General features: G+C 45.6%; 22 protein-coding genes and 1 other annotated feature. Of the genes, 1 reads left to right on the top strand and 21 read right to left on the bottom strand.

Translation table 11 applies throughout. The annotated features are described in order from the left end of the window. Positions 1 to 168: 168 nt before the first annotated feature. From pheT to D2910_RS00695, 10 genes are all read right to left on the bottom strand, one after another. Positions 169 to 2568 (bottom strand): phenylalanine--tRNA ligase subunit beta, encoded by a 2400-nt coding sequence (gene pheT / locus D2910_RS00735; protein ID WP_117312083.1) that lies wholly within the window; start codon positions 2566 to 2568, stop codon positions 169 to 171. A gap of 12 nt (positions 2569 to 2580) precedes the next feature. Further along, the gene (pheS, locus tag D2910_RS00730; RefSeq protein WP_101801731.1) at positions 2581 to 3618 is read right to left on the bottom strand and encodes a phenylalanine--tRNA ligase subunit alpha; all 1038 of its coding nucleotides are present in this window, start codon (positions 3616 to 3618) and stop codon (positions 2581 to 2583) included. 40 nt (positions 3619 to 3658) lie between these two features. Continuing rightward, positions 3659 to 3885, bottom strand: a binding site (T-box leader). A 48-nt stretch (positions 3886 to 3933) separates the two neighbouring features. Further along, a complete protein-coding gene (locus tag D2910_RS00725) occupies positions 3934 to 4701 on the bottom strand; it encodes a TrmH family RNA methyltransferase (RefSeq protein WP_117312082.1) in 768 nt (255 codons plus the stop codon). A 57-nt stretch (positions 4702 to 4758) separates the two neighbouring features. Next, positions 4759 to 5208 (bottom strand): small multi-drug export protein, encoded by a 450-nt coding sequence (locus D2910_RS00720; RefSeq protein ID WP_117312081.1) that lies wholly within the window; start codon positions 5206 to 5208, stop codon positions 4759 to 4761. Further along, the gene (locus D2910_RS00715; RefSeq protein ID WP_117312080.1) at positions 5205 to 5705 is read right to left on the bottom strand and encodes a hypothetical protein; all 501 of its coding nucleotides are present in this window, start codon (positions 5703 to 5705) and stop codon (positions 5205 to 5207) included. Before D2910_RS00715 ends, D2910_RS00720 begins: the two co-directional genes overlap by 4 nt. Further along, a complete protein-coding gene (locus D2910_RS00710) occupies positions 5695 to 5910 on the bottom strand; it encodes a helix-turn-helix transcriptional regulator (RefSeq protein WP_084246421.1) in 216 nt (71 codons plus the stop codon). The genes D2910_RS00715 and D2910_RS00710 overlap by 11 nt, the downstream gene beginning before the upstream one ends. Positions 5911 to 6022: 112 nt before the next feature. Further along, positions 6023 to 6352 (bottom strand): hypothetical protein, encoded by a 330-nt coding sequence (locus D2910_RS16750; protein WP_133299059.1) that lies wholly within the window; start codon positions 6350 to 6352, stop codon positions 6023 to 6025. Between the two features lie 29 nt (positions 6353 to 6381). Continuing rightward, positions 6382 to 7344 carry a nuclease-related domain-containing protein gene (locus tag D2910_RS00705; RefSeq protein ID WP_117312079.1) on the bottom strand — a complete coding sequence of 321 codons (963 nt, stop codon included), beginning with the start codon at positions 7342 to 7344 and terminating at the stop codon, positions 6382 to 6384. Positions 7345 to 7814: 470 nt separating this feature from the next. After that, entirely contained in the window at positions 7815 to 8903 is a 1089-nt protein-coding gene (locus D2910_RS00700; RefSeq protein ID WP_117312078.1) for a M42 family metallopeptidase, read from the bottom strand. 79 nt (positions 8904 to 8982) lie between these two features. Next, the gene (locus D2910_RS00695) at positions 8983 to 9468 is read right to left on the bottom strand and encodes a dUTP diphosphatase (RefSeq protein ID WP_117312077.1); all 486 of its coding nucleotides are present in this window, start codon (positions 9466 to 9468) and stop codon (positions 8983 to 8985) included. A gap of 93 nt (positions 9469 to 9561) precedes the next feature. Between D2910_RS00695 and D2910_RS00690 the strand changes: the two genes are divergently transcribed. Next, the gene (locus D2910_RS00690; protein WP_117312076.1) at positions 9562 to 9954 is read left to right on the top strand and encodes a sigma-w pathway protein ysdB; all 393 of its coding nucleotides are present in this window, start codon (positions 9562 to 9564) and stop codon (positions 9952 to 9954) included. Here D2910_RS00690 and D2910_RS00685 read toward each other — a convergent pair. The 11 genes from D2910_RS00685 to coaE all read right to left on the bottom strand — a co-directional run bounded on the left by D2910_RS00685 (position 9951) and on the right by coaE (position 20323). Continuing rightward, positions 9951 to 10229: a DUF1294 domain-containing protein gene (locus D2910_RS00685; protein WP_117312075.1), complete on the bottom strand. Its 279-nt coding sequence runs from the start codon at positions 10227 to 10229 to the stop codon at positions 9951 to 9953. The two genes, D2910_RS00690 and D2910_RS00685, sit on opposite strands and share 4 nt — an antisense overlap. Before the next feature lie 60 nt (positions 10230 to 10289). After that, a complete protein-coding gene (gene rplT, locus D2910_RS00680; RefSeq protein WP_084246433.1) occupies positions 10290 to 10649 on the bottom strand; it encodes a 50S ribosomal protein L20 in 360 nt (119 codons plus the stop codon). A 174-nt stretch (positions 10650 to 10823) separates the two neighbouring features. Beyond that, entirely contained in the window at positions 10824 to 11024 is a 201-nt protein-coding gene (gene rpmI / locus D2910_RS00675; protein ID WP_084246435.1) for a 50S ribosomal protein L35, read from the bottom strand. A 28-nt stretch (positions 11025 to 11052) separates the two neighbouring features. Beyond that, the gene (gene infC, locus D2910_RS00670) at positions 11053 to 11574 is read right to left on the bottom strand and encodes a translation initiation factor IF-3 (RefSeq protein ID WP_218673378.1); all 522 of its coding nucleotides are present in this window, start codon (positions 11572 to 11574) and stop codon (positions 11053 to 11055) included. Positions 11575 to 12130: 556 nt separating this feature from the next. Further along, positions 12131 to 14059: a threonine--tRNA ligase gene (gene thrS, locus D2910_RS00665; protein ID WP_117312074.1), complete on the bottom strand. Its 1929-nt coding sequence runs from the start codon at positions 14057 to 14059 to the stop codon at positions 12131 to 12133. Positions 14060 to 14461: 402 nt separating this feature from the next. Beyond that, on the bottom strand, positions 14462 to 15397 hold the full coding sequence (gene dnaI, locus D2910_RS00660) for a primosomal protein DnaI (protein WP_084246441.1): 936 nt from the start codon (positions 15395 to 15397) through the stop codon (positions 14462 to 14464). Further along, the gene (locus tag D2910_RS00655; protein ID WP_117312073.1) at positions 15398 to 16759 is read right to left on the bottom strand and encodes a replication initiation and membrane attachment family protein; all 1362 of its coding nucleotides are present in this window, start codon (positions 16757 to 16759) and stop codon (positions 15398 to 15400) included. It abuts the gene before it with no gap. 11 nt (positions 16760 to 16770) lie between these two features. Next, entirely contained in the window at positions 16771 to 17247 is a 477-nt protein-coding gene (gene nrdR / locus D2910_RS00650; RefSeq protein WP_084246445.1) for a transcriptional regulator NrdR, read from the bottom strand. A 660-nt stretch (positions 17248 to 17907) separates the two neighbouring features. Beyond that, entirely contained in the window at positions 17908 to 18291 is a 384-nt protein-coding gene (gene speD / locus D2910_RS00645; protein ID WP_084246447.1) for an adenosylmethionine decarboxylase, read from the bottom strand. A 315-nt stretch (positions 18292 to 18606) separates the two neighbouring features. Continuing rightward, a complete protein-coding gene (locus tag D2910_RS00640; protein ID WP_084246449.1) occupies positions 18607 to 19620 on the bottom strand; it encodes a glyceraldehyde-3-phosphate dehydrogenase in 1014 nt (337 codons plus the stop codon). 100 nt (positions 19621 to 19720) lie between these two features. Further along, a complete protein-coding gene (gene coaE / locus D2910_RS00635; RefSeq protein ID WP_117312072.1) occupies positions 19721 to 20323 on the bottom strand; it encodes a dephospho-CoA kinase in 603 nt (200 codons plus the stop codon). Positions 20324 to 20327: the final 4 nt, after the last annotated feature.

Here is a 20327-nt window from a genome sequence, read left to right as displayed (position 1 = left end):
TAATTTACATTATTTAACTTTTTTATATGTTAATTAAATTAATTTTACCATAGCTTTCTGTATTTACTAGTTATTTCTATCCATCCTCAAACTTATTTTTTCAAGCGTAAAGAAATAAATAACAAAAAACCGGAATCCAAGGATTCCGGCTGATTACTTGCTATTTGATCAGCTGCGCAGTTCAGCGCCTGATTCTTTCAATGCTCCAACTACTTTATCATGTACAGCAGTTACTTCTTCATCTGTCAGCGTCTTCTCCGGATCGAAGTATGTCAGTGAGAACGCCACTGATTTCTTGCCGGCTTCAAGATTATCGCCTTCATAAAGATCGAAAACGCGAACATCTTTCAATAGCTTACCGCCTGCGGAACGGATCAGTTTCTCGATCGTGCCGGCTTCGACGATTTTAGAGAGTACCAATGCAACGTCACGCGTAATTGACGGATAACGTGGCACTTGTGTATAGACTAAAGGCTCCGTTTGTTCTTTGAATAGCTCTGCCAGGTTCAATTCCATGACAATAGTCGTTTTCAGGTCACGCGCCTTCTGCTCATTCGGATGCAATTGGCCGATGATGCCGATACGGCGGCCATCAAGTGTGATGAAAGCCGTTCTTCCTGGATGTAGGCCATCCATTTCACCGCGTTCAAACTCCAATTCAATATCCAGCTTAGCAGCCAAACCTTCTACAATTCCTTTCAGTACAAAGAAGTCCACGGCTTTCTTCTCGCCTTGCCAGCTGTTGTCGAGCCATAAACCGGTGATTGCAGCTGCCAGGTGCTCTTCTTCATTCAACAGTTCATCATGGCCTTTCAGGAATACAGATCCTGTTTCATACAATGCCACGGAATCTGTGCGTCTTGCTGTATTATAGGAAACCGACTCGAGCAGATGTGGCAGGATGCTTTGGCGCAATGTGCTGCGTTCTTCACTCATCGGCATCAATAGACGTGTCAATTCGGTTTGTTTCATTGCAAATTGAGTCGCTGATTTTTCAGAAGTCAGTGAGTAGGTTGTTGCCTGCAGCAAACCTGCACCTTCCATATAATTACGGACAATGCGGCGTTTCTGCTGATACGGCGACAAGCCTCCCGGTGTGGTCGCTGTTTCCGGCAATGTCGACGGAATTTCGTCGTAACCGTAAAGGCGGGCGATTTCCTCTACAATGTCTTCTTCAATTTGGATGTCCTGTCTGCGTGTCGGTACAGAAATCATCAATTGATTGTTCATCGCTTCCGTCTTGAACTGCAGACGATTCAGAATGTCCAGCATATCGTCGAAACGGATTTTCATGCCAAGTCGGCTGTTAATGAAATCCGGGGACACATGGACGACTTTTTCTTCACGCTGCAATTTGTCGAAAATGACCGAACCGGCAAGGACTTCTCCACCTGCAAGTTCCGACAGTAATTGTGCTGCACGTTCTGCAGCTGGAATCACGCGGTTGGGATCCACACCTTTTTCATAACGTGAACTCGCGTCACTGCGCAGGTTATGTTCTTTCGACGTTTGACGGATCGAGCCGGATTCAAAATAAGCCGATTCAATGACGACCGTTTTCGTATTTTTACTTACTTCTGAATTTGCCCCGCCCATTACTCCTGCCAGGGCCACTGGTTTTTCACCATTTGTAATAACCAGGTTGTTCAGCGAAAGCTTGCGTTCATTGCCATCAAGTGTCGTGATCAATTCATCTTTCTTGGCATGGCGAACCGTGATATTGCCGGTTTCCAGCAAATCATAGTCGAATGCGTGCAACGGCTGGCCGTATTCCATCAAGACATAATTCGTCACATCGACCACGTTATTATGCGGGCGGACGCCAGCAGCCATCAAACGCTGCTGCAGCCACATCGGAGATTCCTTCACTTCTATACCACGCACCACTTTTGCCACATACAGCGGATTGGCTTCCGGTGAGTCGATGTTCAATGTCAGCATGGACGAAGCCGTATCTTCCGCTTCTGTATAAGTGATTTCCGGCAGCTTCACTTCTTCTTCCAGAATCGCCCCGACTTCGTAGGCTACTCCCAGCATGCTCATCGCATCTGCGCGGTTTGGCGTCAGGCCAAGTTCAAGGACCGTATCATCCAAATCAAAATTCGTGATGACGTCCGAACCGACTTCCGCGTTTTCAGGCAATACATAAATCCCTTCCGCATATGCTTTCGGGACCAGTTTCCCTTCAATCCCCAGTTCCTGCAATGAACAAATCATCCCGTTCGATTCTTCACCGCGCAGTTTGGCTTTTTTGATCTTCATTCCACCTGGCAGACGTGCACCCGGACGGGCAACAATCACGTTCTGGCCAGCCGCAATATTCGGTGCGCCGCAGATGATCTGTGTTGTTTCTTCGCCGACGTTAACTTGGCAAATACTCAATTTATCCGCTTCAGGATGTTTTTCGCATGATTCCACATATCCGACGACGATATTCGAAAGGCCATCCGAACGGTCGATTACTGCATCGACTTCGATTCCGGCACGCGTTATTTTTTCGCCAAGTTCAGCCGGCGGCAAATCTTGTGTATTTACATAATCCTTCAACCATTTTATCGATACTAACATGTCATTTCCTCCTTAAACTTCCGTGCGTTGAAATTGGGATAAAAAGCGGACGTCATTTGTATAGAAATGACGGATGTCTTCTATGCCATATTTCAGCATCGCAATGCGTTCAGGTCCCATACCGAAAGCGAATCCGGTCAGGCGCTTCGAATCATAGCCTGCCATTTCCAAAACGTTCGGATGCACCATACCCGCTCCAAGAATTTCGATCCAGCCGGTTTTCTTGCAAACGTTGCAGCCTTCCCCACCGCATTTGAAGCAGGAGATATCCATTTCAACAGATGGTTCCGTGAACGGGAAGAAACTTGGACGAAGACGGATTTCACGGTCTTCCCCGAACATTTTCTTGGCGAATACAGAAAGCGTCCCTTTCAGGTCGCTCATGCGGATATCTTCGCCGATGACCAATCCCTCAATTTGCGTGAACTGGTGTGAATGCGTCGCGTCATCGTTATCACGGCGATACACTTTCCCCGGACAGATGATTTTGATCGGCTCTCCGCCTTTCGCTTCCATCGTACGCGCCTGCACAGGAGATGTATGTGTGCGCAAAAGAATATCTTCTGATATATAGAAGGAATCCTGCATATCACGCGCCGGATGCCCTTTTGGCAAATTCAAAGCTTCGAAATTATAATAGTCCTTCTCGACTTCCGGGCCTTCTTCAATTTCATAGCCCATGGAAATGAAAAGATCTTCGATTTCTTCGATGACACGCGTCAATGGATGGGCATTGCCCGATTTTACAGGACGGCCTGGCAGTGTGATGTCGATCGTTTCACTTTGCAGCTTTTCATTGATCGCCTGTTCCTCAAGAATCGCCATGCGCTCTTCCAGACGCGCCGTCACTTCTTCCCTTACCACGTTGACAAGCGCACCCATCTTCGGGCGTTCTTCTGCTGGCAATTTACCCATGCCTTTAAGCAGATCCGTAATCGGACCTTTCTTGCCTAAATAGGCAACGCGGACAGCGTTCAGTTCTTTCACGTTTGATGCGGCAGCAATTTTGTCCAACGCCTGTGTCTTCAACTCATTCAATTGTGCTTCCATTTTTTTCTCCTCCTCTAAACATAAAAAAGCCCCGTCCCTGAAAAGGGACGAGGCATTATTCGCGGTACCACCCTAGTTATTGCACGTATGCAATCACTCATTTACGTAACGGCTCTTCACCGGCCCACCTTTACAGCAATATGCTGGTCCCGGCGGCAGCTCGCGGGGTGAACTTCCGAAACGTCTGCATATCCGCGCTTTCAGTCAAGGCGCAAATTTCCTGTCGATGCAAATGGATTCCGTACTTTTCCCGGTCAACGCTTTTGTGTTTTATTTACCTGTTAATTATACGAAAGTTCCACTCTATTATCAACCTTAGTTCTTCGGAACGAGGCTGTACAATAAAATCCCTGTCGCCACTGCGACATTCAGCGACTCCGCGCTGCCGTATAACGGCACCATCAGGTTCTGTTCGGTCATCTGTAAAAGTTCAGGCGCAACGCCGCTTCCTTCGTTGCCGACGATCAGTGCAAATTGCTCTTTTGTTTGGACTTCATGTACCGGAATAGCTCTTTGCAATGCCGTGCCGAACACAGAAATTCCTGCATTTTTCAGCTGCGGAATCCATTCTTCCAGCTCTCCGCGGACGACTGGAATCTGAAAATGCGAACCTTGTGCCGAACGGACCGTTTTCGGATTGAATGGATCTGCGCAGCCTTTGCCAAGGATAACGGCATCGATGCCGGCAGCGGATGCTGTCCGGATCATCGTGCCGATATTGCCGGGGTCCTGGACAGCATCGATCAATAGGAGACGCGTCCAACTCTGCTGATCCTCTTCGGTAAACTCCGGTTGCGCGCAATGAGCGAAAATCCCCTGCGAATGTTCCGTCTCCGAGATTTCCTTCGCAACCGCTGCAGTCACCGAATAGAGCGGCACGTTTTCAATATCCCATGCATCCGGAATATCCACGCCTTCACGGACGATCAATCCTTTGACGAGGTCTTTCTTTTTCAGGGATTCTTCAGTTAAATGAAATCCTTCCACAAGAAATTCCGAAAATTTATCGCGTTCCTTGCGAGTAGTGGTGAGTTTTTTCCAATGCTTCACCAATGAATTTTGCAGTGATTCGATTCGTTTCATATTTGTTCACGCCTTTAAGTCAGAATAGCTTTAGTATAGCACACCGTTGCCGTTTCTTTAGAGTTCCCGTGTGAAGAAATCAAAGCCAAGTGCTGTCAGGATGCCGAAAGCTAACGTCCAAACGGCAATGCTGATTGTCAGCCAGACGGTTGTATTTTTCTTCGTGGCACCAAGCGTCATTCCGATGAATGCCGCGATATGAGTGCCAATCAGAATCGGTCCTAGCAATGCCAGTCCCGGCAATCCGTATTTATTCCAGATGCGTTTGGCGCGCTCGCTCTTCTTATTTTGCGTCTTGCCTTTCGCTTCCTGGCGTTTATTGTACCAATCCTTGAAACGGTCGAAGCCGATGATCAGCGCCAGCACCGTCACCATATTGCCGACAAACGCCAGCAGCATCACCCAAAACGGCGACAGCCCCCAAACGATGCCGAGCGGAATGACCAATGCAATTTCAAGCCATGGAATTGCCGCCCCAAGAAAGACCAATGCATATTCATAAATCATTCCGTTTCCTCCTTAAAATGTTTGCGGACTTCTGCGTAGTAGATCCCGTATTGAGTGAATGCTAAACCGAGAATAGCATAAATGATAAGCAGACGTGGAATCGGCAATATGATCACAACCGTCGCAAGTGCCGGAAGTGCCAGCGAGTAAAAAGTGTAAACTTTCTGCACTGCCCATCTCGTAATATAAGTCATCCCTTCGTCCGCTTCCAAGTACTCAGGCGGACGGATGGAAAACATCGATATTTTTTGTTGCGGGTTGTTCTTATTGTATTGCTTCACTTTTGACACGAAAATCGTTAAAACAATCAAGTACACGAATATGGCACCGAATATAAGCGCGCTTTCAAATGGGCCAATTTGAACCGTAAGACTTGTTTCAGTTGCAGTATCGATAAACTCGGTTTTAGGCGAATTGATACCATATGCAATAACTCCAAGCAATGCTATGAATCCCATCATCCATAACGGATAAGTCACTCTGATATCATTTTTCATCTTCTTTCTCCCCTTCCAGCCAAAATAATTCGTTGACATCCACCTGCAGCGCTTTTGCCAATTTCAATGACAATGTAATCGAAGGTGAAAACTCCCCTTTTTCAATAAACGCGATCGTCTGCCTCGTCACATCGACCTGCTTGCCTAAATCACTTTGCGTCAGACTGTGGCGGGCCCGCATTTCCTTCACCCGATTTTTCAGCATCCGTTTCTTCCTTTCTGTAAAGATGTTCGGTTTATATTACATAATGTACAGTATACTTAACATTAAGTAAAGTATTATTTACTTTTTTATTGGAGCGCTGAAAGCGGTCCGGTCATTTTAAAAGGCATGCGCGGGTTTGGCGCATGCCTTTGGGTTTTGGGTTTGGGTTAGGTTTTGGCGTTTTTTTGAAGCGGTACCAGCTTTTAACCCGATTCCGGCTGAAATACGTCATTTCGTATGTTTCTCTCACTTCAAAACCACTGATTGAATGCTTTTCGCGGTCTAAAAGCGACGGTTCAGAGAGTTGAATGCGAAAAACTCTTGTTGTTTGCGGGATATGAAGAGTTGTTTGCGATACAATATACCTTGTTTGCGGAATAAAGCATTTTGTTAGCAGAATAGCCGGTGTTGTTTGCGTTATAGTGCTGTTTGTTTGCAACATAAAAAAACTTCCCGAATTTCATGGAAAGTCTAATCCTTTTTCTTTAATTGATAAACTCGGTTACGGAGAGCTCCATTCTGCTCCAATTCCATTGTACCTAATAGCCGGGAAGTTACATAAACAGACGAGATCTGGCAAAATTCCCGCAGACGACGGTTGTTTAATTCTATGTCCACCAGTGAAAAATATTCCTGAACGGCTAATTTGAAAGCATCTGAATCAACAGTTTTGCAACGAGAACATATCCAACCCACTCTTTTCTTCTTCTGTAATGTGTGTTGCTTGCATTGTGTGCATAAGATGCCCGTCCGCAAATCTGCTTTATCTATTAAAAACTGATGACATAGTGGAACACGTTTGTAAGGAGCTCTATGTTTTTGAAGAAGCTTTGAGATTTTCAATAGATTGATTTGAGTGGATTCCATAGGTAAAGTTTGATGAATATGTAATAAGTAATCCACTAGTTGATAAGTTTTGCAGACGTAATTTGATTTTGGTTTAGTTAGAAACTCACATTCTTTTGATGTAAAGACTACAAGACCTTTTACTGGCAACTTAATTTTTTGGGATTTAAAGAATTGATCCATGAACCTTACATGTTTGTTCAATTGTGATGTAGGATCATTCATCACAGTGCGCATTCCATCCCTGTCAGTTCTTGAGAATTCTCCGTTAGCTGCATCGAATAACAATTTGCCGCTGATGTTTTTAGATTCAATGACTATAGCACCGCGATCTGTCAGCAATAGTCCATCAATTTGTACTTTCCAGTCGCCTATGGCAAGAGTGACATTTCGCAGAAACTTATAGTCTCCATCCACATGAAACTCGGCAACTTTCTGCTCAAGTCTTTCTTCTCCGCGTTTTCCAGCCGCACTTTTATAAATTTCCTTCTCAATAAAAGTTCTTTGTGCATGCTGCTCTGGGAGTCGGTACAGCAATCGCTTCAATGCTTCTGTTTCGGATAATAAGCCAATTTGTAATTTACTCATTTAACACCTCCAAAAGTTTTCCTGGAGTATATCATTCAGATTTTCATTCTACAAAAACAGATAAATTTTCATATCTTTCTCATTCTGAATCTGCCTTGGAAATTGGTTCATTATTTTAGAGGCTATAGCGGGATTTTCCCGACCATTTTGGATTCGAGAATCTGTACTCATTAAAGGTTTTTTTAATTTTTCATCTCTATTTCAGCTGAAACTTCAATTATCATATCTTTTTTAAAGTTCAAAAATCTATAATGGATGCTTTTCGCGAGCGAAAAGCGACAGTACGGAGAATTAAACATGGGAAAATTAAAGTTGTTTGCGGGAAAAGCACTGTTGTTTGCGATATGAATCACTTTGTTTGCAGTATAGCTGGTGTTGTTTGCGTTATAGCTTTGTTTGTTTGCGGTATGCGTAACACACTCCTAAAAACAACAAAAAACCCCAGCCAAACTCGGCCGGGGTCGTAATATTTATTCGAATGTAATTTTCGCTACTGTGTCTTTGTCCAATTTTTTGATGACTTCGATGATCAGTTTGACTGCGTTTTCGTAGTCGTCGCGGTGAAGAATGCCGGCGTGTGAGTGGATGTAGCGGGTTGCTACGCCAATCGACAGGGCTGGAACGCCGTTCGCCGTCAAGTGGATCGAGCCGGCGTCAGTTCCGCCGCCTGCAATCGTTTCGAATTGGTACGGGATGCCTGCTTCTTCCGCTGTATCAACAACGAGTTCGCGCAAGCCGCGGTGAGATACCATGGAAGCGTCAAATAGCAGGATTTGAGGTCCGTCGCCCATTTTGCTGTTGGATTCCTGAGCAGTGATGCCCGGAGTGTCGCCGGCGATGCCCACGTCCACTGCAAATCCGATATCCGGCTGGATTTTCGCTGTCGCTGTTTTCGCGCCGCGAAGTCCGACTTCTTCCTGGACTGTTCCTACGCCATAAACGACGTTCGGGTGATCCTGGCCTTTAAGACCTTTCAATACATCGATTGCGATTGCGCAGCCGATGCGGTTGTCCCAAGCTTTCGCCAATAGGAATTTTTCGTTTGTCATAGCCTGGAATTCGAAATAAGGTGTCACCATATCGCCTGGTGTAACGCCCCATTCTTTTACTTCGTCGCGTGAAGACGCACCGATGTCGATGAACATGTCTTTGATTTCGACAGGTTTTTTACGTGCTTCAGGAGACAGGATATGCGGTGGTTTAGAACCGATTACGCCTGTGATTTCCTTGCCGCTGCGTGTAGTGATGGTTACGCGCTGTGCCAGCATAACCTGGTTCCACCATCCGCCGACAGTCTGGAATTTAAGGAATCCTTTATCGTCGATCTGTGAAATCATGAAGCCTACTTCATCCAAGTGGCCGGCTACCATGATTTTCGGTCCGTCAGCTTGCCCTTCTTTTTTAGCGATCAGGCTTCCCAGCCCGTCCGTTTCAATTGAGTCGGCAAAAGGCGCTATGTATTTCTTCATGACTTCGCGCGATTGGCGTTCATTGCCTGGAATACCGTTTGCATCAGTCAAATCTTTCAACATTTGAAGCGTTTCGTCTAATTTTACCATTTATTTCGACCTCCTAAATAGTCTCACTTGTCCATTATAAATGAACCTGCGTTTATTTTCAAAAAATTCATCTAATGGATTAATAGCCATCTTTTTGGCGGTCGTAATTCTTCTGGTTTTTCGCTACATAAGCATCCAAGATTTCTTCATAGCTGAATCCTAAAATGTCGGCAATATTGCCGTAGCAGCTCCAAACCCGCTGGTAAGTCGACATTGAATGTTTCTCCAGAAACTCCAATATGCTTTGATTCGTCTTCAGAAAGACTGTAGTCAGATCTTCTTCCAGCAACGGATCCGGCCACTCCTTCAGCATATTCAGATCTTTTTCGATTCCGAGGGACAATAAAAAATGGATGGAATCCACATATTCTTCCAAAATCACTTCACGTTCCGAGGGGCCCTTTGCGCTCCAGAATTTGAAGGTGCGGGTTTCATTCGCCAGCTCAGCCAGTTCGACGATGAGGGCCAGCCCTTTTTTCTCGAAGAGGTCACCCTCAGCTGAGTTGTTCGTCTGGATGTAACGGTCCAATTCTTCCTGCATGCTGAATAATTTCTCTAAATTCATAAGAATCCTCCTTTTTTTTCAATAAATCTTGAAACCATAATTCTTTATGTCCGTATTATACATGACAACCACTTTTCCAAGGGGGTATTTTGCATGGCCATCATTATCCGTTTCATTGTAATTGCATTAATTATATATCTATTCTATCGTTTATTGCGCTATGTATTCGACCCGAAACGAAAATTCGATGCGGCAGTCGAAAGTAAATCGTATTACTTCTTTGATGATGTCCAGAATGTCCGCAAAAATTTTTTTATTACATTGCGCGGCGCCATCTTTGAAGGTGAAAAATACCTGGGAACCACAGACGATGCTTTTGAAGTGGTTTCAATATTCGTTTGGGCAGAAGATCCCGCAAAGCTCCAGGGATTTACGAAAGAGGATTTCCATTTTCTCGAAAAAGAAATCCGCATGAACTACCCGAATGCTGCGATCAACTGGAAAAATCCGATTGAGCAATTGATGAAAAGTGAAACCGGCGCTTAACGCAATCCGAATTCCGTGTAAAGCCAAACGAGCAGCGCTGCCTGAAGCAATGCCAGCATAAGGAAACCGATCCGGAAATTCGTATGCTTTGTTTTATGGCGGAAAGCCATCATGCCCATATAAGCGCCGATGCCGCCGCCGAACAAAGCGACTCTCCACAGATTCTTCTCTGGTATCCGCTGGCCACGCTTCTGCGCCTGCCGTTTATCAATTTTCATCATTATGAAAGCCATCAGGGACAGGATAGCGATATAAGCGGAAATCACAATAAACATTTTATATTCCTCCATGAAAAAAGACTGGCGAATGATCGCCAGTCTTTTTTGTGCATTATCTTATTTGTTCAATGCTTTTTTAGCTTGGTCAGCCAGTGCTGTGAATGCAGCTGCATCAGATACAGCGATTTCAGCTAGCATTTTGCGGTTGATGTCGATGCCGGCAACTTTCAAACCGTTCATTAGACGGCTGTAAGAGATGTCGTTCAAACGAGCTGCTGCGTTGATACGAGTGATCCACAATCTGCGGAAGTCACGTTTTTTGTTGCGACGGTCACGGTAAGCATAGTTACCTGACTTCATCACCTGTTGGTTTGCTACTTTGAAAAGGATGTGCTTCGCACCATAATAACCTTTTGCTAATTTAATGACCTTTTTACGACGCTGGCGCGTCACTGTTCCACCTTTTACGCGTGGCATAATACATTACCTCCTGCTTGAATATAAAGAATTCGATTTTTTGTTCGGTCTTGTCCAGACTTCAACGGGCCAACTCCTCGGTCTTAAGCTGCCCTTCCTGTGCGGCAAAAAACGCCGCTTCGGAAGTTCATCTTAAGTCTGCCGGAGCTGAACGGCCGTTTTCGCTTTTCGTTTTTATTTCATGTTGTAGATCAAAGATTTAATGCGTTTCAAATCGCCTGAAGATACGAGTTTCCCTTTACGGAGTTTACGCTTTTGCTTAGTCGATTTGTTTGCAAATAAGTGGCTTGTGTGTGAACGATTGCGTTTTACTTTACCTGTTCCAGTTTTCTTGAAACGTTTTGACGCACCGCTATGGCTTTTCATTTTCGGCATTTCGAGTTCCTCCTAAACAATTGTACTGTTATTCTTTTTCGTTGACTGGAGCCAGCATCAAGAACATGCTGCGTCCGTCCATTTTAGGGCGCTGTTCAACCGTCGCAACTTCTTTGCACGCTTCAGCGAAGCGTTCAAGTACACGTTGTCCGATTTCTTTGTGCGTGATCGCACGGCCTTTAAAACGGATTGAAGCTTTGACTTTGTCGCCTTTTTCAAGGAACTTGATTGCGTTCCGAAGTTTCGTGTTGAAGTCGTGATCGTCGATCCCAGGGCTCAAACGAACCTCTTTCACTACGATGACTTTCTGATTCTTGCGAATCTCACGTTCCTTCTTCTGCTGTTCAAACTTGAACTTACCATGGTCCATGATGCGGGCAACCGGCGGCTTAGCTTGAGGAGCCACAAGAACCAGATCCAAGTTGACACGACCTGCAATTTCTAGGGCTTCGTTGCGCGTTTTAATGCCGAGCTGTTCACCGTTTTGATCAATAACCCGTAATTCCCGTGCACGAATGCCTTCGTTTACATTACTGTCTTTGCTAATAATAATCCACCTCCGGATAGTGTTGCGAATAGCTTAAAATGCGTAACCGACCACGTCGGCTTACAGGTTCCGATCCAAAGAAAAAGCGGATGGACCTCGTTCGGCCCACCCGCAATTTATGACAGCACGCCTCGGCGTGCAAAAAGTCAAATCGTGTCTACCTGCCAACAATTGGTCGATCAGGTGAGAAGCGGGTGCTCCTGCTTGCACATATAAGTATTCTATAACCTTAACTATAATACCACGCACCTGTAGGCGTGTCAACTTGTTTATCAATATAGGTTTCCAGCATAGCCGATATTCCGCAAAACAGCTACGCTTGCCTGGGGGCTCGCGCTGAGCTAACTCGTGCTCGTTTCACTTCGCCCGAGTGGATCTCAGCACTTCGCTTGGTCCCCAAGGCGTCTTCGCTGTTTTGCTCCATATCTTTAGAACTTTCTCTAGCGCCGGCGCGCCTATGGACTGAGCGAAGCAATAAGACGAGTGCTCTTCTCGGCTTATTGCGGGAGCTTTGTCCTAAGCGCCGAAGCGTTACATATGGAATGTCTTTAGTTTAACCCTATCGAAGTTCCCCTCGGATCATCGACAGGAAGTCATCGAAAGGCATACTTTCCGATTTCTGTTCACCGTATTTACGGACGTTGACAGAACCGTCTTCCAGCTCCTTATCTCCCAGAACGAGCATATAAGGAACTTTCTGCATTTGCGCTTCGCGGATCTTGTAACCAAGTTTCTCATCGCGTCCGTCAATATCTACACGCAGTTTGTGGGCCTGCAGTTTTTCCTGCACTTCATTCGCATAATCACTGTGGACATCGAGAGATACCGGTATGATTTCCACTTGCACTGGCGCCAGCCAAGTCGGGAAAGCACCTTTGTATTCTTCGATCAGGAATGCGACAAAACGTTCCATTGTTGAAACGACACCGCGGTGGATGACAACCGGACGATGCTGTTTGCCGTCTTCTCCGATATAGGAAAGGTCGAAACGCTCAGGCAACAGGAAATCAAGCTGTACAGTAGAAAGAGTCTCTTCTTTACCGAGCGCAGTTTTCACCTGTACATCCAATTTCGGGCCGTAGAATGCCGCTTCCCCTTCCGCTTCCACATAATCCAATCCCATTTCATCCATCGCTTCCTTCAGCATGGATTGTGCACGTTCCCACATTGCATCGTCATCAAAGTATTTTTCTTTGTCTTCAGGATCACGATATGACACACGGAATGAATAATCCTTGATGTCGAAATCTTTATAGACTTGCACAACTAAATTGACCACTCGTTTGAATTCGTCTTTGATCTGATCTGGTCTTACGAATAAATGTGCATCGTTCAAAGTCATGCCGCGAACGCGCTGCAAGCCTGATAATGCGCCGGACATTTCGTAACGGTGCATAAGCCCAAGTTCCGCGATGCGGACCGGCATCTGGCGGTAGGAATGGATGCCCTGTTTGAAAATCATCATGTGATGCGGGCAGTTCATCGGACGAAGAACCAGATCTTCATTATCCATGCTCATGACCGGGAACATGTCTTCCTGGTAATGATCCCAGTGTCCGCTTGTCTTATAAAGGTCAACGCTGCCCAGAACCGGAGTGTAGACGTGGTCATAGCCCAGACGTTCTTCTTTATCGACGATATAGCGCTCGATGATGCGACGGATTGTCGCGCCTTTTGGCAGCCACATCGGCAGCCCCTGTCCAACTTTCTGAGAATTCATGAACAGGTTCAGTTCTTTACCGATTTTACGGTGATCGCGTTCTTTCGCTTCTTCCAGCATTTCAAGATGCGCTTTCAGGTCTTCTTTTTTGAAGAAGGCAGTTCCGTAAATACGCTGCAGCATTTTATTGTCGCTGTCGCCTCTCCAATATGCACCGGCAACGCTCAGCAATTTGAATTCTTTCAGTTTGCCTGTTGCCGGAACGTGGATGCCGCGGCAAAGATCGAAAAACTCGCCTTGCTCATAAATTGTAACCTGCTCGTCTTCCGGAATTGCTTCAAGCAGCTCCAGCTTGTATGGATCTTCGATCGCTGCGAAACGTTCCTGCGCTTCTCCGCGGGAAACACTGTGACAGACGATTTCAAGGTTTTCACCGATGATTTTCTTCATTTCCTTCTCGATTTTCGGAAGGTCTTCTGAAGTGATCGCCGATTCTGTATCGATGTCATAATAGAAACCATGTTCGATCACGGGACCGACGCCAAGCTTCGCGTCCGGATAAAGGCGTTTAACTGCCTGGGCCAATAAATGCGCTGAACTGTGGCGGAGAATTTCAAGTGCCTCATCCGATTCCGCTGTGATGATCGCAATGTCCCCGTCTTCGTTAAGCGGCGCTTTCAAATCAACAAGGCGGTCGCCAAGTTTTCCGGCAAGCGCTTTTTTGCGAAGTCCCGGGCTGATTGACTGGGCCACGTCTTCTGTTGTTGTACCCCGTTCGAATTCTTTTACGGCCCCGTCCGGGAATTTCAAATTGATCATGTCTGACATAGCAATCTCTCCTTTTGAGTTTCATCTTTTTCCATGATGCACTGCAGAAACTTTTGGAACACAAAAAAGCCCCATCCCAAAGGGACGAAGCTCAGTTCGCGGTTCCACCCTTCTTCTGTCCCACTCAGCAAACTGAATGGAACGAAGCTCTGCATCGGCTAACGGGCCGGTTGCCGGCAGCTGCTACTAATTAAGTTCACAACTGCTGCTCGGAGGCGGTAAATGGATGGCCGTTTCTTAAGAAGCTTTCAGCCTGGGCTTCTCTCTCTGGAAGTCGTGCAATTCATTATTGTCCTCGTCGTCGCATTTAAAATCATATTTCGATTAAATTCACTATAAACCGAAAGCATCCAAAATGCAATCACTGTAAATAAAATGCATTTAAATGTTCTCCGAATTAATTTAATTCCGCCAATTGCGACCGTCCATCTTTACAGGACTCGTAAGTGCACGGATCCGTTCCATAACACGCGCCGCTTTCAAATCTTCTTTTTCACCACGCTGGGAATATGTGAGATGATGCTGAAGTTCTGAGTAGCTGAAATTCGACGTCATGAACGTCGGAAGCTTTTCAGCCATCCGGTAATGAAGGATGGTGCCCAGCACTTCATCACGCGTCCAGCTCGACATTGCTTCCGCTCCAATATCATCCAGCATCAGAACATCCGCCTTTTTGACGTAATCCACTTTTTCCTGCAGCGTCTGGTCGCCGATGGCCTGTTTCATTTCGCGCATGAATTCAGGCACGAAGACCAAAACCGATTTGACATTCATTTCCGCCAGCTCATTTGCGACAGCACTTAAAAGATAGGATTTGCCCACACCGAATTTGCCGTAGAAGAACAAGCCTTTTTCAGGCAGGTTATCCGGCCCGGTCGCCTGATCAAGAAAAGTGCCGACTGCACGGAATGCTTCCATCCGGCTGTCGTCCGGTTCGAAATTGGACAGCGTCGCCTGCATCACTTCCTTCGGCATGTACATGCTGTGGATCAGGGAGCTTGCGCGGCGTTTATTGTCATAGGCATTTTTTGACTTACACGGTGTATAAGCGATGCCGATCGTATTGCGTTCAAGTACCAGGTTCGGTTCGAAGCCTTTCAGATGATTGATGCAGCCATCCAGGCTAGGGCATTTATTGCAATCATGCGATTGGTCGATGTACTCGTATAATTTATGCATGCCGCGGTCGACGATGCTTTTATCGATTTCAGAGGCATGTTCTTCAAGAAAATTCTGGACGCCCGGGTTTTCTAGCACTTCCTTTCGCATATCGTTGTAACGCTCTGAAAAAGCCGGTGCATTGACAACCCGTTTTAAGGTTTCCCGTATCGGTTCCATTTAATCACCCTTCCCTTTTTTCAAAGCAAGTTTCGCCAGAAGTTTTTGTTTTTCGACTTCGAGGCTTTCGTTTTTCTGTGGAGCTGCTGCCTGCGGCTCGTCCTTCGTATAGAACCATTCGGGCAATTTTTCCTCGCGAACGGGCTTGCCGCCCGAACGGCTTGGATTTTTCGAAGCTGCAGCAGGCGACCCTTCTGATTTCCATTTCATATATTGGGCGTGCTCGGTACGCGCAAGTTCCATCGCTTCAGCAACTGTGGATACATTTTTTCGGATCCAGTGGGAAGCGATTTTTTCCACATAGCCTTTAGTCAATTTCATGTCGGTGCGCAAAAGAACATACTGCAGCAGGACATTCACCACAGCAGGTTCCATCCCGTGCTGCATGACCAGATTATTGGCAAGCTGCACATCGGCTGATAACGGCTCTTTGCCCCCGGCAATATCCCGGAGCACTTCGACAGGTGAAGCCGATTCCAGGTATAAAATCAAGTCGTCCTGGCGATTCTTCGGTTCAGTTGCAGGCTCCGAGGCTTTTACGAGAACCGGTTCCAATTTGGGCGCAGTGGTAGATACCGTCATCTTATAATATTCCGATGCGGATTTTTTAATTCCTTCTATAGTAAGGCGGTAATCATCGTCAATGGCCAACAGGATCACTTTCTGCATTTCAAGCGGTCCCCATCCGTACAGGAAAGCGAGTTTGCAGATGGTGTCTTTAATCGCCGCAGTCAAAACGCGTTTCGGCACCAGCTGTTCGGACAACCCTTGGTGAAGCAAACTGAAATCAAAATCGTATTCCGCTTCATAACCTTTACGTCCGCGCTGCTGCATTTTTTGCGAATCATTCGGATAACCCGCTTTTGCATGCACCGGCTGAAATATATCCGTGAATGTACGCGAAACTTCCTCATATGATTCCATATCTTCCGCAGGCAGGATGAATCGATCCCTGACTCTCCGGTAAGCGATGTCCCCAATCTTACTGAACAGGAACATCGACAACAATGGATCAGTGAAGAAGTCTTTCGGGTCAAGCGGCGGACATAATTCATAAAGGAATGTACGTGATTCTGTTCCTTTTTTATATGTTTTCAGCAAACCGATCGCTTCCAATTGGAGACGTGATTCAAAAATTTTCGCAATCGGCATGCCCAAGGTGTTCATCAGCGTGTAATGCGGTGTTTCATTTCTTTCCGCTTCTCCTTCTGCCCAAAGCGTCAGGTAAAGCGAAATCGCTTCAGCACCGACCATCGGCTGATAAAGCAGCGTCAGTAATTGGCGGTCGTAATTGGAAAATGGATAGGGCAGACGGATATTAAAAGCATCAGCTGCCTGCAACTCCTTATAGAACGCAGTCATAAGTCACCGCCTTACTCGGATATCTTGTCATCCGGATTCTTGTTCAATAAATCCTTCAGTTCATCTATGAATACATTGATGTCTTTGAACTGGCGATAGACGGAAGCGAAACGGACATATGCCACTTCGTCGATTGCAGCCAGTTTGTCCATCACCATTTCGCCGACCTGTTCAGACTTCACTTCGGCATTGCCGATTCTGCGAAGGTTTTTTTCAATAGTAAAGACAAGCTCTTCTAATGTTTCCAACGGCACCGGCCGTTTCTCACAAGCCCGGATCAAGCCGCGCAATACTTTTTCGCGGCTGAACTCTTCACGGGAACCGTCTTTTTTCACGACAATCAGCGGCATCTCTTCCACTTTCTCGAAAGTGGTGAACCGGTAGCCGCATTCTTCACATTCCCTTCTTCTCCTGATCGATTTCAATTCATCTACTGGCCGCGAATCCACGACACGGGTACCGTTATGCTGACAAGCCGGACATTTCATTTTGACATCTCCCCAAATTCTCTTTCTTGTGGTATAAGTATAACAAAATTTCAGCGTTTATAATATTTGAATTTGGAATCTTTACGTATGGTTGATGAATTCGCTCCAAGCAGACGCTTTCCGCTTTTTCATCAAAACAATTTAAAGATATATAAAGTAAATTACATTAAGTAACCGATATTCCGCAAAACAACTCCGCTTTCCTGGTGGCTTGCACTGAGCTAACTCGAGCTCGTTCCACTTCGCTCGAGAGGATCTCAGCACTTCGCTTTCTCACCTGGGAGTCTGCGTTGTTTTGCTCCATATCTTTAGAAACTCCTTTAAGAGATGAATCAGTCTATACATTGCAATTTAGTTAGTTCACCTTTTTAGAGAAAAACTAATAGATTGCGCTTAGCTAACTCGGGCCATCGCCCGAGTTACTAACAGCCCAACTCTTTTAAAAAAGTCCACTTAATTTCATATCATTTCCAGAATTGAATCCAGCGAAGGAGCGCGCCAGGACGGAGCGGAGCAATAAGACGAGTGTTCTTCTCGGCTTATTGCGGGAGGCTTGTCCAAAGCGACGAAGCGGCATATTTAAAATACCTATGAATTATGTACACAAATAGAAAAAGCAGGGGATCAGCTCCCCTGCTTTAATGTCTTGGTTTAAATGGATTATGCAGTTACTGTAACTTTGGTTTTTCCAGCACCGACTGGACCCATTCCACGTGGCAATTCTGTTACTTCGCTCGAACCCGAGCCAAGTGCCTTAGCGATATAATCCGCTGCGATAGTCGGATCAAGATCACCACAAGTGTAAACATCTACACTTGCATAGCCGTGTTCAGGAAAGCTGTGGATTGTCAAATGTGATTCAGAAATGATTACTACGCCGCTTACGCCTTGTGGCGCAAATTTGTGAAAAGCGACCTCGCGGACTTCTGCTCCTGATTTGAGTGCTGCATCAACAAAAGTTTGTTCGATATAATCCATATCGTTTAATTTGTCAAAATCACACTGCCAAAGTTCTGCAATTACGTGACGTCCCATTGTTTCCATGGTTCGTTTCCCCCTTTGATATCATTTTGGTTTCGTGCTCAAAATATTCAAAGTTGACTACCACGGGGGAAAGTTAGTCCAAAGAGGTCCTAACCCTTTAAGCAGTCATGTGAATAAAATTTCTCCTAAAGATTCCTCATTGAGCTTTGGAATCCGTCAGAGGAAGGTAGCTTTTTTTGCTACGAATCATAGTATATGATGTATTCCGTGGAAATGCAACAAATAAATCTGATAAAAATTTCTTTTTTTTCGTGGGTTTTTGGCACAAATTAAAAAACCACTTTTTCATACTAATAGAAAAAGTGGTTCTTGTCATTAAATTACACTCATCGCCGAAGCGACACGTTTTGTCAGGTCGATTACGCGAGCGGAGTAGCCCCATTCATTGTCGTACCATGCAAGGACTTTCACTTTCCGGTCTGCAATAACCATTGTAGTAAGGCCATCCACGATAGCTGAATCCGTGGTTGTGTTAAAATCTTTTGAGACAAGCGGCTCCATTGTGAAATTCAAAATCCCTTTCATCGGGCCGTTTGCCGCATCGATGAATGCCTGATTGACTTCTTCAATCGTTACATCACGGTTAACATCAACCACAAGGTCCACTAATGACACGTTCGGTGTTGGAACACGCAGTGCCAAGCCATGCATTTTCCCTTCCAGATCAGGAAGAACCTGCGACAAAGCTTTTGCTGCTCCTGTCGAAGTCGGGATGATCGACTGGGCACAAGCACGCGCTCGGCGAAGATCCTTATGGGGATTATCCAGATTTTTTTGGTCATTCGTGTAAGCGTGTACAGTTGTCATCAAACCATTGTCGATACCGAAAGCATCGTTGAGGACTTTTGCTACAGGTGCAAGGCAGTTTGTCGTGCAGCTGGCGTTGGAGATGATATCGTGCTTGTCGATATCCAATTTATCTTCATTGACACCCATGACAATCATGACATCTTCATTTTTTCCGGGTGCAGTCAAAATGACTTTTTTCGCTCCAGCTTCAAGATGAAGAGCTGCTTTATCACGTGAATTGAATTTTCCGGTAGCTTCTATGACGATATCGATCCCCATCGTTTTCCATGGAAGTTTCAAAGGATCGCGTTCGCTTACCAATTCAACCCGTTTTCCATTGACAATTAAAGCCCCTTCTACAGCGCTTACATCTCCGTCGAAGGTTCCGTGATTTGTGTCATACTTAATCAAATGAGCTAAAGTCTCGGCAGGGTAACTGGCGTTTACTGCCGAAATAGTTACATCATCCATTAAAATTGCCTGTCTGAACACCATGCGGCCAATACGGCCAAATCCATTAATCGCAATAGAAACTGTCATTTAAAAGTCCTCCATTAATTAAGTTATACTTATATTTTTAATTCGTTATATAGTATAACACATTATCCCGATTCGAGAACCTCAAAACCGGATGAATATTTCAGCTTTGTGAACTTTCTCCCCATTGCTCCAGAATTCGCTCTAGCTGCCGGGCAGTCTCTTCAATCGTTCCATTATTATAGATGACCGCGTCAGCACCTTCCTCTTTTACAGACATGGGCAACTGCGAGCTGATCCGGGCCCTGGCATCTTTTTCGTTTAATCCATTTCGCTCCATCAATCTGGCAAGCTGGTTTTCTTCAGAAACACTGACAACCAGAACCTTATCGACAAAATGCTGCAATTTGCTTTCAAATAGCAAAGGAATGTCCATCACGATTGTTCTATGTCCATCCTCCATGAACACGCTTTTTTGGCGGAGCATTTCCGTCCGTATGGCGGGATGGATGATATCGTTCAATTGCTTTCTTTTTGCGGGATCTGAAAAAATGAGAGCGCCGACTTTTTCGCGGTCCATCGTCCCGTCATCACGGATGGCTTCCGGACCGAATAAAGCCTCAATCTCCATTAATGTTTCACTCCCAGGTTCAACCACTTGCCGGGCAACCAAATCCGCGTCAATAATCGGATAGCCCAACTCCTCCAACATTTTAGAAACAGTGCTTTTCCCGCTGGCTATACTGCCTGTTAACCCAATAATCATCTTA

Source organism: Planomicrobium okeanokoites, from assembly GCF_003428875.1.
In the GTDB taxonomy this organism is placed as follows: domain Bacteria; phylum Bacillota; class Bacilli; order Bacillales_A; family Planococcaceae; genus Planococcus; species Planococcus okeanokoites.
Note: the sequence above shows the minus strand (reverse complement) of the source record. Positions and strands in the feature narration are given on the sequence as shown.

Coding starts and splice junctions, on each gene's coding strand:
- pheT (WP_117312083.1), bottom strand. CDS start 2,568: ATGTTAGTATCGATAAAATGGTTGAAGGATTATGTAAATACACAAGAT.
- pheS (WP_101801731.1), bottom strand. CDS start 3,618: ATGGAAGCACAATTGAATGAGTTGAAGACACAGGCGTTGGACAAAATT.
- D2910_RS00725 (WP_117312082.1), bottom strand. CDS start 4,701: ATGAAACGAATCGAATCACTGCAAAATTCATTGGTGAAGCATTGGAAA.
- D2910_RS00720 (WP_117312081.1), bottom strand. CDS start 5,208: ATGATTTATGAATATGCATTGGTCTTTCTTGGGGCGGCAATTCCATGG.
- D2910_RS00715 (WP_117312080.1), bottom strand. CDS start 5,705: ATGAAAAATGATATCAGAGTGACTTATCCGTTATGGATGATGGGATTC.
- D2910_RS00710 (WP_084246421.1), bottom strand. CDS start 5,910: ATGCTGAAAAATCGGGTGAAGGAAATGCGGGCCCGCCACAGTCTGACG.
- D2910_RS16750 (WP_133299059.1), bottom strand. CDS start 6,352: ATGTTGCAAACAAACAGCACTATAACGCAAACAACACCGGCTATTCTG.
- D2910_RS00705 (WP_117312079.1), bottom strand. CDS start 7,344: ATGAGTAAATTACAAATTGGCTTATTATCCGAAACAGAAGCATTGAAG.
- D2910_RS00700 (WP_117312078.1), bottom strand. CDS start 8,903: ATGGTAAAATTAGACGAAACGCTTCAAATGTTGAAAGATTTGACTGAT.
- D2910_RS00695 (WP_117312077.1), bottom strand. CDS start 9,468: ATGAATTTAGAGAAATTATTCAGCATGCAGGAAGAATTGGACCGTTAC.
- D2910_RS00690 (WP_117312076.1), top strand. CDS start 9,562: ATGGCCATCATTATCCGTTTCATTGTAATTGCATTAATTATATATCTA.
- D2910_RS00685 (WP_117312075.1), bottom strand. CDS start 10,229: ATGTTTATTGTGATTTCCGCTTATATCGCTATCCTGTCCCTGATGGCT.
- rplT (WP_084246433.1), bottom strand. CDS start 10,649: ATGCCACGCGTAAAAGGTGGAACAGTGACGCGCCAGCGTCGTAAAAAG.
- rpmI (WP_084246435.1), bottom strand. CDS start 11,024: ATGCCGAAAATGAAAAGCCATAGCGGTGCGTCAAAACGTTTCAAGAAA.
- thrS (WP_117312074.1), bottom strand. CDS start 14,059: ATGTCAGACATGATCAATTTGAAATTCCCGGACGGGGCCGTAAAAGAA.
- dnaI (WP_084246441.1), bottom strand. CDS start 15,397: ATGGAACCGATACGGGAAACCTTAAAACGGGTTGTCAATGCACCGGCT.
- D2910_RS00655 (WP_117312073.1), bottom strand. CDS start 16,759: ATGACTGCGTTCTATAAGGAGTTGCAGGCAGCTGATGCTTTTAATATC.
- nrdR (WP_084246445.1), bottom strand. CDS start 17,247: ATGAAATGTCCGGCTTGTCAGCATAACGGTACCCGTGTCGTGGATTCG.
- speD (WP_084246447.1), bottom strand. CDS start 18,291: ATGGAAACAATGGGACGTCACGTAATTGCAGAACTTTGGCAGTGTGAT.
- D2910_RS00640 (WP_084246449.1), bottom strand. CDS start 19,620: ATGACAGTTTCTATTGCGATTAATGGATTTGGCCGTATTGGCCGCATG.
- coaE (WP_117312072.1), bottom strand. CDS start 20,323: ATGATTATTGGGTTAACAGGCAGTATAGCCAGCGGGAAAAGCACTGTT.